At 70.4% G+C, this 12,587-nt stretch carries 10 protein-coding genes and 1 other RNA gene; 8 read left to right on the forward strand and 3 right to left on the reverse strand.

Annotation, left to right across the window (positions count from 1 at the left end):
- Nucleotides 1-27: 27 nt before the first annotated feature.
- Nucleotides 28-1,725, reverse strand: coding sequence for a methyl-accepting chemotaxis protein (locus MKK84_RS23255; protein ID WP_243924141.1), 1,698 nt, complete (start codon nt 1,723-1,725; stop codon nt 28-30).
- Between the two features lie 154 nt (nt 1,726-1,879).
- Here MKK84_RS23255 and MKK84_RS23260 point away from each other — a divergent pair, with 154 nt between their 5' ends.
- From MKK84_RS23260 to MKK84_RS23285, 6 genes are all read left to right on the forward strand, one after another.
- A complete protein-coding gene (locus MKK84_RS23260) occupies nt 1,880-5,776 on the forward strand; it encodes a glycoside hydrolase/phage tail family protein (protein ID WP_243924143.1) in 3,897 nt (1,298 codons plus the stop codon).
- A 15-nt stretch (nt 5,777-5,791) separates the two neighbouring features.
- On the forward strand, nt 5,792-7,249 hold the full coding sequence (locus tag MKK84_RS23265) for a DUF2793 domain-containing protein (RefSeq protein ID WP_243924145.1): 1,458 nt from the start codon (nt 5,792-5,794) through the stop codon (nt 7,247-7,249).
- A 115-nt stretch (nt 7,250-7,364) separates the two neighbouring features.
- A complete protein-coding gene (locus MKK84_RS23270; protein ID WP_243924147.1) occupies nt 7,365-8,018 on the forward strand; it encodes a hypothetical protein in 654 nt (217 codons plus the stop codon).
- 2 nt (nt 8,019-8,020) lie between these two features.
- Nucleotides 8,021-8,431: a 3TM-type holin gene (locus MKK84_RS23275; protein WP_243924150.1), complete on the forward strand. Its 411-nt coding sequence runs from the start codon at nt 8,021-8,023 to the stop codon at nt 8,429-8,431.
- 95 nt (nt 8,432-8,526) lie between these two features.
- On the forward strand, nt 8,527-8,868 hold the full coding sequence (locus MKK84_RS23280; RefSeq protein WP_243924152.1) for a hypothetical protein: 342 nt from the start codon (nt 8,527-8,529) through the stop codon (nt 8,866-8,868).
- A gap of 291 nt (nt 8,869-9,159) precedes the next feature.
- Entirely contained in the window at nt 9,160-9,525 is a 366-nt protein-coding gene (locus MKK84_RS23285; protein WP_243924155.1) for a c-type cytochrome, read from the forward strand.
- A gap of 288 nt (nt 9,526-9,813) precedes the next feature.
- Here the strand turns inward: MKK84_RS23285 and MKK84_RS23290 are convergent, their stop codons facing one another.
- Nucleotides 9,814-10,527: a hypothetical protein gene (locus MKK84_RS23290; protein ID WP_243924157.1), complete on the reverse strand. Its 714-nt coding sequence runs from the start codon at nt 10,525-10,527 to the stop codon at nt 9,814-9,816.
- A gap of 340 nt (nt 10,528-10,867) precedes the next feature.
- Nucleotides 10,868-11,244: a transfer-messenger RNA gene (gene ssrA / locus MKK84_RS23295) on the reverse strand.
- Nucleotides 11,245-11,500: 256 nt separating this feature from the next.
- On the opposite strand from ssrA, the gene MKK84_RS23300 reads away from it, so the two are divergent.
- Both MKK84_RS23300 and MKK84_RS23305 read left to right on the forward strand, forming a co-directional pair.
- Nucleotides 11,501-11,872: a PepSY domain-containing protein gene (locus MKK84_RS23300; RefSeq protein ID WP_243924159.1), complete on the forward strand. Its 372-nt coding sequence runs from the start codon at nt 11,501-11,503 to the stop codon at nt 11,870-11,872.
- Nucleotides 11,873-11,907: 35 nt separating this feature from the next.
- Entirely contained in the window at nt 11,908-12,585 is a 678-nt protein-coding gene (locus tag MKK84_RS23305) for a response regulator transcription factor (protein WP_091717324.1), read from the forward strand.
- Nucleotides 12,586-12,587: the final 2 nt, after the last annotated feature.

The following is a 12,587-nucleotide window of genomic DNA, read 5'->3' on the forward strand; positions in this document are numbered from 1 at the left end:
CGGCGGTGCGGTCTCGAACCGGCACCGTCACGCCGCCCGCACCGTCGCCAGGAAACGCACGACCTCGCCGCGCAACGCCGCGAACTGCCGGGCGAGTTCATCCGCCGAACCGAGCACCTGGCCGGACGCGGTCTCGGTCTCCCCGGCGGCCGCGGCGACGCCCGTGATGGTCCGGGTCACGGCGTCGGTGCCCGCGGCGGCCTGCGCCACGCTCTGGACGATCTCCCGGCTCGCCGCACCCTGCTGGGTGATCGCCGCGGCCATCGCGGCGGTGACGGCCCCGACCGCGCGGATCCGCTCGCCGATCGTGGTGATCGACAGCACCGCCGCCTCGGTCGAGCTCCGGAGCAATCCGATGCGCTGGCCGATCGTCTCGGTCGCCCGGGCGGTCTGGGCGGCGAGATCCTTGACCTCGCCCGCCACGACGGCGAAGCCGCGGCCGGCCTCGCCGGCGCGGGCCGCCTCGATCGTGGCGTTCAGCGCCAGCAGGTTGGTCTGACCGGCGATCTGCGCGATCAGATGCACGACGTCCGCGATCTCCGTCACCGCCGCGCTGAGGGCGCCGACCTGGCCGGTGCTCTGCTCGGCCTCGGTCACGGCTGCCTGGGTCAAGCGCGCCGATTCGTCCGCCCGGCGGCCGATCTCGGCGGCCGAGACCCCGAGCTGCTCGGCCGCGACCGCTGCGGTGTTCACGGTCCGGGCGGTTTCCTCGGCTGCGCCCGCCACCGTCGTGGACTGCTCGGCCGTGCCGCGGGCGGTGACGCTCATCGCCGACGCGGTCGCCCGCAGCGCGGCTGCGGCGTCGGAGACCGTCCCGACGATCCCGCCGACCGTCGCCTCGAACGTGTCCGCCAGGTCCGTCATGGCGCGCTGCCGTTCCCTCGCAACCGTCGCGTCCGCCACGCGTCGGCTCTCGGCCTCTGCGGCAGTGCGCTGGGCCACGAGGGCGCGGATGCGATCGACGGCGTGCGCGACGGCGCCAATCTCGTCGCGCCGCCGATCTCCGGCGATCCGTGCCTCGGCATCCCCCGCGGCCATCCGCTCCAGGCTCGCGACGAGACGGCCGAGCGGGCGCCCGATGCCGAAGATGCCGACTGCGACGGCGGTAACGAGCCCGGCGAGCAGGCCGAGCCCGGTATACGTCCAGAGGTCGCGGCGCATCCTCTCGATCTGCCCGGCAAGATCCTGCGCGCCGGCCGCCATGCGGTCGCTGATGCCCTCGCTGAGCGCACCGGTGCTTCGACCCAGGTCGGCGACGATCGGATCGATCTTCTGGTGCATCAGGGCGAGGGCGTCGACGTTGAGATTGGCTTCGCCGAGGATGCGCGCCTCCGACACGTCCGAGATGTAGCTTTCCACGCGGCCCCGCAGTGTGTCGACCTGATCCCTGAATTCGGGCGCCTCCGCGATCAAGGCCGCGAAGGTCTCCCGGAGCCCGATCACCGCGGTGTCGAATTCCTGGCTCGCCTGCTGGATCCGTTCGGCCTCGGTCTCGGCGATGACGCGGTAGATCGCGTAATTCGTCTGATGGAACAGGCGGATGATCTGCCGCGCGCCCTCGGCCATCTTCGCGTCGTGGTCGATGAAGCGTGTGTACTGCTGGCCGATCGCCTCCAAGCGCCCGGTCTCGTGCCAGATGCAGCCGCCGATGATCGCCCCGATAACGAGGACGATCAGGACGATCTTGTGAATTATCTTCGGCTTGATCCCGAACTTTTTGATCATCGTTCTGCGGCTTTCAGTATCTTTGCGGTTGAGGCGTTGTCGTTCGGGGCAGCGTTGCGACCCATCATCGGTTAAATCGGCTCGTCTGACCTTTGAGTCGGTTGCGAACCTCTTCGCTTATCGACGCAAAGTCTATTCCGTTCGGAGTCCTGCCATGGCCACCCTGATCCTGTCCTCGGCCGGGGCGGCGGTGGGCACGGCCCTCGGCGGTCCGATCGGCGCCGTCGTCGGGCGCACCCTGGGCGCCGTCGCGGGCGCCGGGCTGGACGGCGCGTTGTCCGGCTCGGGGCCGCACACCCGCTTCGTCGCGGGGCCGCGGCTTGCCGATGTCGCCGGGCTCACCTCCACGGAGGGCGATCCGATCCCGCGGGTCTATGGACGCGCCCGGATCGGCGGCAGCCTGATCTGGGCGACGCGCCCGCTCGAAGTCGCCAACACCACGGTGCAGCGCGCCGCCACGCCCGCCAAAGGCATGAGCGGGCAGAAGACCGTCACCACGCGCTACAGCTATTTCGCCAACCTCGCGGTCGGGCTGTGCGAGGGGGAGATCGCCTGCATCCGCCGGATCTGGGCGGACGGCCGGGAGATCGATCAGGTCGGCCTCACCATCCGGGTCCACACCGGCGGGCCGGACCAGGAGCCCGATCCGCTGATCGTCGCCAAGGAGGGTGCGGAAACCACGCCCGCCTATCGTGGCCTCGCCTACGTCGTGTTCGAGGGTCTGCCGCTCGCCGATTTCGGCAACCGCATCCCGCAATTCGCCTTCGAGGTGATCCGCCCCATCAACGGGCTTTATGGCCGGATCCGCGCCGTCGAGATGATCCCCGGCGCCAGCGAGTTCGGGCTCGACCCGGACCTCGTCACCGTGGATCTTGGCCTCGGCCGGACCGAGGCCGCCAACCGGCACCAGCTCCAGCGCGCCACCGACGTCCTCGCCTCGCTCGACGCACTCCAGGCGCTCTGCCCCAACCTGCGGCGGGTCGCCGTGGTGGCGACGTGGTTCGGCACCGATATGCGGGCCGGTTCCTGCCGGGTGGTGCCGAAGGTCGAGGCGCGGCACAAGCAGGCCCTGCCGGCCGATTGGCGCGTCGCCGGGATCACCCGCGCGGACGCCGAGGTGGTCTCGATCCTGCCGGACGGCAATCCGGCCTATGGCGGGACCCCGAGCGATGACGGCCTGACCCGGCTGGTCGCCGAGCTGGTCCGCCGCGGGCTGGAGGTGCTGCTCTATCCCTTCGTGATGATGGACGTGCCGGCCGGCAACGGGCTGCCCGATCCGCGTGTGCCCGGAGCGACGCAGCCGCCCTTTCCCTGGCGGGGCCGCATCACCTGCGATCCGGCCCCCGGCCTCCCGGGGAGTCCGGACGGGACGTCGGTTGCCGACGCGCAGGTCGCGGCCTTCTTCGCCAACGGCTACGACGCGGAGATCCTGCACTACGCCGATCTCGCGGCCCGCTGGGCCCAAGCCGGCGTGCCGATCGCGGGCTTCGTGATCGGCAGCGAGTATGTCGGGCTGACCCGGGTGCGGGGCGCCGCCGGCTACCCGGCCGTGCAGGCCTTCCGGGCGATCGCGGCTGCCGTGCGGGCACGCCTGGGCCCCGGCGTTGCCCTGGTCTACGGCGCGGACTGGACCGAGTACGGCGCCCATGTCCTCGACGGGGGCGCAACGATCCGCTTCCCCCTCGACGACCTGTTCGCCGACCCGAACATCGCGGCGGTGGGGATCGACTGGTACGCCCCGGTCTCCGACTGGCGGGACAAGCCGGACCACGCCGACCTCGCAGCTGCGGGCGACATCTACGACCGCGCCTACCTCAAGGAGCGCGGCGGCTCCGGCGAAGCCTTCGACTGGTACTACCCCGACGGAGCGGCCCGCGCCGCCCAGGACCGCGTTCCGATCACCGACGGCGCTATCGGCAAGGCCTGGATCTACCGGGTCAAGGACCTCGTGGCGTGGTGGTCGAACCCGCATGTCGAGCGCGACGGCGGCGTCGAGACCCGGGCGACCGCCTTGGTGCCGATGGGAAAGCCGATCTGGCTTACCGAACTCGGCGTCCCGGCGGTCGACAAGGGCACGAACGGGCCCAACGTCTTCCCCGATCCGAAATCGGTCGAGAATGCTTTCCCGCCGCAATCCCGGGCGCTTCGCGACGAGCTGATCCAGCTCCGCGGCCTGGAGGCGGCGATCGCCCGGTTCGACCCGGCGGTGCCGGGCTTCCGGGAGGCCGACAACCCGGTCTCGCCGGTCTATGGCGGGCGGATGGTCGATCCGGCCGGGATCTTCATCTGGGCCTGGGACGCGCGGCCCTATCCGGCCTTCCCGACCGTGCGCGGGGTCTGGGCCGATATCGGCAATTGGCGGGTCGGCCACTGGATCACCGGGCGGATCGAGGGCTGCGACCTCGACCTGCTTGTCCTGAGAATCCTGGCCGATTTCGGCTTCGACGCCCCGGTCGCAATCGAGGCGGCGGCCTATCTCGACGGCTACGTGCTCGACCGGCCGCTCTCGGCGCGGGGCGCCCTGGAAACCTTGGCACAAGTCTACGGGCTCGACGTCTCGGCGGTGGCGGGCCGGTTGCACCTGCGCGGGCCGCGCCGGGACCGGCCATTGGTGCTGGACGAGGCCGACCTGGTCCGGCTCTCCGAGGAGAAGCCGGTGCTCCGTCAGGTCCGGGCCGAGGAGAGCGCCCTGCCGCGCTCGGTCGCGCTCGGCCTCACCGAATCCGAGAGCCCGGATTACCGCCGCGCCACGGCGTCGGCCGTCCGGCCCGTGGGCGAGCGGCGACACGAGACCCGGATCGAGGCCGCGATCGTCACCCGGCGCGAGACCGGCGACGGCCTCGCCGAGGCTATGCTCGACCGGATCATCGCGGCCCGCGACAGCGCGGTCTTCACACTGAGCCCGCGCCGGGTCGAGCTGGAGCCCGGCGACCTCCTGGCGGTTCCAGCGGACGTGCCGGGCGGCACGGTGCTGCGCAAGATCGACCGGATCGACGACGCCCCCACCGGACGACGGATCGAGGCGAGCGGCGTCCCGCCCCGGGCGGGGCCGGGGCGCGGCCTGCCGCGCAGCATGGCGCTGACCGGAGTGGCGCCCCCGTCCTTCCCGGGGCCGCCGTTGGCTCTGGCCCTCGACCTGCCGGCGGATCGGGGCAGCCCCACGATCCTGCAATACCTCGCGGTGGCGGCCGAGCCCTGGCTCGGGGCGGCCGCGATCTGGCGGGCGGAGGGAGCCGGGCCGCTCGCGCTCCAGGGGCTCGTCGATTACCCCGCCTGCCTGGGCCGGACCCTGTCGGCGCTGCCCGCCGGACCGCTCTGGCGGATCGACCGGCACCGGCACCTCGACGTCACCCTGCGGCGGGGCGGGGCGCTCGCGTCGATCGGCGAGCAGGCGATGCTGGCCGGCGGCAACCTGTTCGCGCTGATCGGACCGGACGGCGCCGTGGAACTGCTCGGCGCGGCGCAGGCCGTGCTGACCGGGACCGATACATACCGGCTCTCGGGGCTCCTGCGCGGGCTCGCCGGCAGCGAGGACGCCGCCGGCCGGACGTCGCCTGCCGGCAGCCTGATCGTGCGCCTCGACGACGGCGCGGTGGTGCCGCTGGTCGACCGGCTCGACGCGGTCGGCCGCGGGTTCCGCTACCGGATCGGGCCGGCGGGGCGCGATCCGGGCGACCCGGCCTTCACGGAGCTGACTGCGACCGCCGGGCTCGGCGCCCTGCGGCCTTTGCGGCCGGTCCACCTGCGGGCACGCCGCACGCCGCAGGGCGTGCTGCTCTCGTGGATCCGGCGGGGACGCCGCGACGGCGATGCCTGGGAGCCCGCCGAGATCCCCCTGGACGATCCGGAGGCCTACGCGGTGACGCTGTTCGCGGGCAGCGGTGCGGCCCTGCGCACGCTCCGGACCGACGCTCAGCAGCTCCTCTACGCCGACGAGACGGCCGATCTTGGCGGCCCGCAGCGGAGCCTCGACATGGCCGTCGTGCAGATCGGTGCCGTCGCCGGTCCCGGTCCCGCCTGCCGGGCCCGCATCCCCGTCCGTTCGGCCTGACCCCAGGGAGCCCCCATGTCCGATGTGACGCCCCATCTCGGCCTGCCGCTGATCGCGGCGAGCCAAGCGCAGAAGCATGTCACCCACAACGAGGCGCTCGGCCTCCTCGACGCCGTGATCCAGCTGGCCTGCCTGGACAAGGATCTCTCGGCACCGCCGCCGAGCCCCACCGAGGGCGACCGCTACCTCGTGGTGACGTCGAACCCCGGGGGCGCCTGGGCCGGGCTCGCGGGCCAGGTGGTGCACTACGCCGATGGCGTCTGGGCCGGCTTGGTCCCGCGGGCTGGCTGGCTCGCCTACGTGGTGGACGAGGCCGACCTCTACATCTTCGACGGCACCGCCTGGACGAGCGTCCGACGCACCCTCACGATGGTCCAGAGCCTGAGCCGTCTTGGGATCAACACGGAGGCGGACAGCGTCAACCGCCTCGCCGTGAAGGCGGATGCGGCGCTGCTGAGCTGGGACGACGTCACCCCCGGCTCCGGCGACATGCGGGTGAGCGTCAACAAGAAGGCGGCGGCGCGAGACGCGGGCTTCGTGTTCCAGACCGGCTACTCGGCCCGGGCGCTGTTCGGCACCCTCGGGGGCGACGACTTCGTCCTCAAGACCTCGCCGGACGGCGCGGCCTTCACCACCGCGCTCACCGCCTCGGCGGCCACGGGCGTCGTCGCCTTCGCGGCGAGCCCGACGGCGCCGACGCCCGCCCCAGGCGATGCCTCCACCCAGCTTGCCACCACGGCCTTCATCGCCGCCCGGGGCCTCGCCTTCCGCAACCGCCTCATCAACGGCAGCTTCGCGATCAACCAGCGCAACGCGTCGGCATCGCAGCTCGCCTACGCGGCCGGTGCCTACAGCGTGGACCGGTGGAAGGCGGGGGCGAACGGCGCCACCCTGTCGTTCGCCACTGCCGGCAACGGCGACGTGACCGTGACGATCACCGCCGGATCGCTCGTGCAGGTGATCGAGGGCGGCCTCTCCCTGCCGGAGGGCGGTCCCTACGCCCTGTCCTGGCGCGGTACGGCCGCCGGGCGCGTCTATCCCTCCGGCGCCTCCAGCCTACCCGCCTATGCCGGCTCCGGCACGTCCACCACCCTGACGGCTGGATCCAACACGGTGGTCGAGTTCACCGCGGGCACCGTGAGCCTCGCGCAGCTCGAACCGGGCAGGATGGCCACCGCGTTCGAGCGACGGGACGACGAGATGCGCCGCTGTCAGCGCTACTATCAAACCGGAACCCTCATCCTCTTCCGGGCGAACGCCTCCGGCGCATTCGGCGGCGGCGTCGTGCCCCTGCGTATCGCCGGGATGCGGGCCGTTCCGACCGTGGTCGCCGCCAACGACGGCAGCGGCAGCTACACCGGGTCGATCGTGTTCGGTGCGACCAGCCCGGAGGACCTGCGGGTCTGGTTCGGGGCGGCGGGAGCCGCCGGCGACTACTGCCCGGTCGCCTGGACTGCCAGCGCGGAGCTGTGAGCCGGTCGGCCGGCGACAACGCGCCCTTCTGAGGCCCTGCGCCTCCTCCCGCCCAGCTGGCGCGCGGCCATCCCCGACGAGCTTGCGCGGCCGCTCTTTCCATCGTGAGGATGCCATGACTGCACCGCTCGTGCGGGCGACGTTCTTCGCCCGTCTCCGCGCCGCCGGACCATGCGGACCGCACCTCGCGCAGGTTGAGGTCGACGGGCTCTCCGCGCTCCTCGACGCCTGGGAACGGCTGGGCTGGCCCGCCGACCTGCGCCCGATCGCCTACACGCTGGCGACCGCGTGGCACGAGTGCCGGCTCGACCTCTCGATCCGCGAGGAAGGCCTCGGGCGCGGCCACGCCTACGGCACGCCGGTGAACGGTCGGGTCTATTACGGCCGCGGCGCGAGCCAGCTCACGTGGCTTGCCAACTACCGGACCTTCGGCCGGCTGCTTAGGCTCGACCTCGTGGGCGATCCGGATCTGGCGCTCGTGCCGGCGACGAGCGCGGCGATCCTGGTGCTGGGCGCCCGTGACGGCCTGTTCCGGCCCGGCCACACGCTCGGCCGTTACTTCGGGGAGCCGACCGACGATCCGGTGGGCGCGCGGGCCATCGTCAACGGCGATGGGGCGAAGAACGGTGCGCGGATCGCCGCCTACCACCGAAGCTTCCTGGCCGCCCTGGAAGCCGCGCTTCCACCCGCCGCGTCGAGCCCGCAACCGACCGCCTGGTGGCTGCGCCTGCGCGAGGCGGTCCGTCACAACATGCAGAAGGGTGCCTGACCATGGGATTCCTCGCCATCCTCCCCGCGCTGCTCGGCGCCGTCGGCCCGATCCTGGCGCGTGTGCTGCCCGACGAGGGCCAGCGGCTGCAGGTGCAGCTCGACTTGCAAAAGGCCCTGATCGACCAGCAGGGCGACCTCAGCCGGGCCATGGCCGAGGTGATGAAGGCCGATGCCGGCTCCGAGAGCCCGCTCGCCCGCAACGCCCGGCCGATCACCGTGCTGTGGGCCCTGGCCATGATCACCTGGGTCGGCGTCGTGGCGCCGATGCTCGGGCTGCAGGTCGAGGTGGTAACGGCGCTCAAGGGCGTGCCGGCGGAGCTGTGGTCGCTGCTGACCGTGGGCATCGGCGCCTACATGCTGGCGCGCTCGGTCGACAAGATCGTGCCGCAGGTTGTGGGACCGAAGGGGTGAGCCTCGAGAGCCGCGGGAGCGCACCGATGACGGACGAGACTGTACCGCGGACGCGAGCTCCGCGGGCGGGGGGCAGCGCGCGAAGGAGCGGGGCCATGGTAGACACGCTGCCCGAATGGATCGGGCGCCTGATCGAGCGCGTCGAGGCGACCGGTCGTCAGATGGACGTGCTCGGCGGCAAGCTCGATCGGATGGACGAGAAGCTGGAGGGCGTGGCCTACCGGCGCGACATCGAGCTTTTCGTGGCGCGCGACGAGATCGAGCGGCGGATCGACAAGGCGGTGGACGGGGCGAAGTCCGACGCGGCGAAGGGGCTGGCCGAGGTGAACGGGCAGGTGCGGACGCTGTACCGGATCGGCTGGGGGCTGGCCTCGGCGGCGCTGCTGGCGTTCGGGGGGATCGTGCTGGCCAAGGTCGGGCTGACGACGGGGCACTGAACGGATTTGGGATGGGCGCGTATCGCGCGGGAGGCTGCCGGCCTCCGGTGCCGCCCATCAGGGGTCGGGCCACGGATTAAAGCGGTCGCCGGGGCGTCTAATCTCCGTGAACGCAACCTTCCCAGCCCCGCCGGCGGCCCCCGCGCGGGGTTTTTTTCTTCGCCCTCCGGCACCGACCCCTCAGCGCGCCGCCGGGAGTTGGATTAAGTCGGATGCGCCAACGTCTAACCCCTCACTATGCCAAGCTTTGGAATCGTTCGGCATAGGAAGCTGAGTTTCGGGAGGCGTTCTGTGCGTTCAGTTGTTTTTGGCGTCGTCATCGCTGCCCTGCTTCCGATTGCGGTGCAGGCTCAGGAGGCCGGGGATGCGGCCGCGGGCGAGAAGGCGTTCGCCCCCTGCAAGGCGTGCCACAATTTCCAGAAGAACGGCGTGGGTCCCGACCTGAAAGGCGTCGTCGGGCGCAAAGCGGGCACCTATGAGGGTTACAACTACTCAGCGGCTTTGAAGAACTCGGGCATCACCTGGGATGAGGCCAACCTGCACGAGTGGTTGAAGAACCCGAAGGCCAAGGTGCCGGGCAACAAGATGATCTTCCAAGGTTATACGGACGATAAGAAGATCAACGACGTGATCGCCTACCTCAAGACGCAGTCCTGACGCTGAAGTCGCCGAGCCGTTTCGTTTCACGGCTCGGCCCTTTCCGCTATCGGCCTCGCAGGAAGAAAAACCAGATCAACAGGAGGACCGGGATCGGCACTCCCAAAAGCCACAGTAGGCTACCTGTCAGCATGTTCGACTCCTTGGACTGAAGGAGCAACCCTCCGGCTTCGTCCCCTGTTCCGGGGCGCTAGACCCCCGCGGCCTGGCTCGCTCCGTCGCGCCGAAACGCGAGGCGACGGAACGCCTGGGCCATTTGGACGGGCGCCCTGACGCGGAACGCCCCCGTCACCGCTGCGGCATACGCCGGATCGAGCCGATATTGTCCGGCGAGAGATCCGCTTCGAGACTGGCGTGCGGGCGCGGTGCTGCGGCTTTGGCATCAGGGCGCGCGGCAACCGACACCGTCTTGTTGGCGATCGACCCGGTGGTGGCGGGTCCATAACGGCTCGGCCAATCCCCCACCGAGAGGGCCCTGGTGGGCTTCTGGTCGCCGCAGCCCTCGCAAACGGAGACCAACCAGGATTGCCAGAGTCCGGCGGTCTTTTCTCGGACAGAGTCCGCGCGCTCGCGATGCGCGGACGCCAGGGCGACGGTATCGAGATCCGATTGCTGCTGAGGCGCGACCGAGGTCAGGCCCGCATCGCGCTGGCCGCCGCGCTCGTCGAACGGACGATCGCGCCGTTCCGGCGTGACGGACGGACGGATCCGCAAGGACAGCGGATCTGGCGGCGCGGGCTCGGTAGAGCACCCGACGCAGATCTTGGTGGAGATCGCGTCGTCTAAGACCTGCCTCGGCGTCGGGCGCTCGATCGGCGTGACAGATGTTGGGCTGGCATCGCGGCTCGGTGGTTTGGTCTGTCCAACTGCGGTGGTGTTGGCTACTTTCTCTGCCGACAATGCGCCGCCGCCAGTACTCGTTTGATCGGTCTGCGCCAATGCCGCGCCGATTGGCAGGGTGCTGACCAAGGAAGCGGCGATCACGGTTCGGATTGCTGTCATGGCATCCTCCATGACAATACAATCGCTCACATCGCGCTGGGTTCAATGCCTTGCCTCAACTCAATAGCCAGCAGAGGCAATGCGGAGCTGTCCCGAACGCGGATTGCTGCCGCGGGACCTGTTGGCGCAGAGCTTTGAGGTTCGGACGCGTGCGGGCGTGAGGCGATCGCTCGCGAAGCACCAACCGTCAGCGTGCCGTTCGGGATGCTCTCGGCAATACGGCGCGATGCGCGCCGGATCCGTCACGGCGCAGGCAGCCATGCACGGCCGGGTGCATCGACCGAGTGTCCTCGGACATTTTCGGAGAGGAAAAAGCGGGCCCCGGGGCCGAAGCCCCGGGTTCTGTTGCTAGGCGTGCCCACGCCCCGGAAGATTACGCCGCGAGGCGCATCTCCATGCCGACGTTGTCGTTGGCATTTAGAGTTTTGGTCAGGTGCCTGGAACGGGGGTTGCCCGCGCCAAACCGGTCGAGTCCTTACCGAAAGTCGCATCTTACCCTGCCGAAGCAGGACAGAACTCGCGATCCCTTTACCGCCCAGTCGAACCTGTTTCACCCCCACGAGAAGCATCCTGGCAGCGCGCTGTCCGCAATGCCGGACGCTCGCTCTGACCCCGTGTGGTATCGAGGGCAGGATGCTTCTGGTGGAGGCGCCGGGTACCGCCCCCGGGTCCTGAAGCGTTATTATGAACCGGTCATCAACTTCGCGAGGACCTTACTCCGGAAGCGGATCCGCGGTCCAGCAACAAATTGCGCCCCGTGTCGGACACGGAGCCGCGGACCTTCCCCCGGACGCGGGGAATCTTCGGCGTGCGCCGCGGGGGAACCGGGCGCGACCTCAGCCGTAGTGCCGGCACGATGCCGTTTGCACCCCGATGTCCAGCCCTACGCCTACCCAACGACGCGCCCGCCGCGGGACGTCAACGGCCATGTATTCAGGGCACATTCAGTGCCCCCGGTCCACATCTCCTACCAATGCGCTACGCCATCGCCCTCGTTGCTATCGGCCTGACTGCCGCGGCCCTCGCCGCGGGCGGCCTCGGCTCCATGGCCGATGATGGGCCGGCCCCGCAGACGGGCGCAGTTTCCGGCCAGGCGCCGCTTCGGATCGAGACCTGCCTTTCGCCGGCCGACATGCGCGAGGAGGTCGGCGAGCGCCGGGTGATCCCCCCCGTGGCGGCGATCCGGGCGGCCCGGTCGGTGATTCCACGGGCCGAGATCCAGCGGGCGAGCCTCTGCCGTCATGAGGACACCCTCGTCTACATGCTGACTGCCTTGCGCCGAGACGGTCATTTCGTGCACGTCATCGTGGACGCGCGCACCGGCAGTGTGGCTGGGCAATATTAAGCGGGCGCCGAGATCGTTTCGGAGGGGAGTGAACCGTGCGTCTGCTCGTCGTGGAGGATGACAAGGACATCAACCGGCAGGTGGTCGCCGCCCTGGAGGAGGCCGGCTACGTCGCCGACAAGGCCTATGACGGCGAGGAGGGCGGCTATCTCGGCGAGAGCGAGCCTTACGACGCCATCATCCTCGACATGGGCCTGCCCAAGGCGGACGGCGTCACGGTGCTGCAGAAATGGCGCCGGGCCGGGGTGAAGACGCCGGTGATCATCCTCACCGCCCGGGACCGCTGGTCCGACAAGGTCGACGGCTTCGATGCCGGCGCCGACGATTACGTCACCAAGCCCTTCCACATGGAGGAGCTGATGGCCCGGGTCCGCGCGCTCCTGCGCCGCGCCGCCGGCCACGCTTCCAGCCAGATCGCCTGCGGACCGGTCACCCTGGATACGCGCTCCGGCAAGGTCTTCGTCGACGGCGCGCAGGTGAAGCTGACGAGCCACGAATACCGGCTGCTCTCGTACCTGATGCACCATACCGGTCGGGTCGTGTCCCGGGCCGAGCTCACCGAGCACCTCTACGACCAGGATTTCGACCGGGATTCCAACACCATCGAGGTGTTCGTCGGGCGCCTGCGCAAGAAGCTCGCCGTGGACCTGATCCAGACGGTGCGTGGCCTCGGCTACCTCGTGGATCCCAACCAGCCGCCGGCGCGGGTTTGAGC

Origin of the sequence: Methylobacterium sp. E-065 (assembly GCF_022829605.1) — a bacterium.
Lineage (GTDB): Bacteria > Pseudomonadota > Alphaproteobacteria > Rhizobiales > Beijerinckiaceae > Methylobacterium.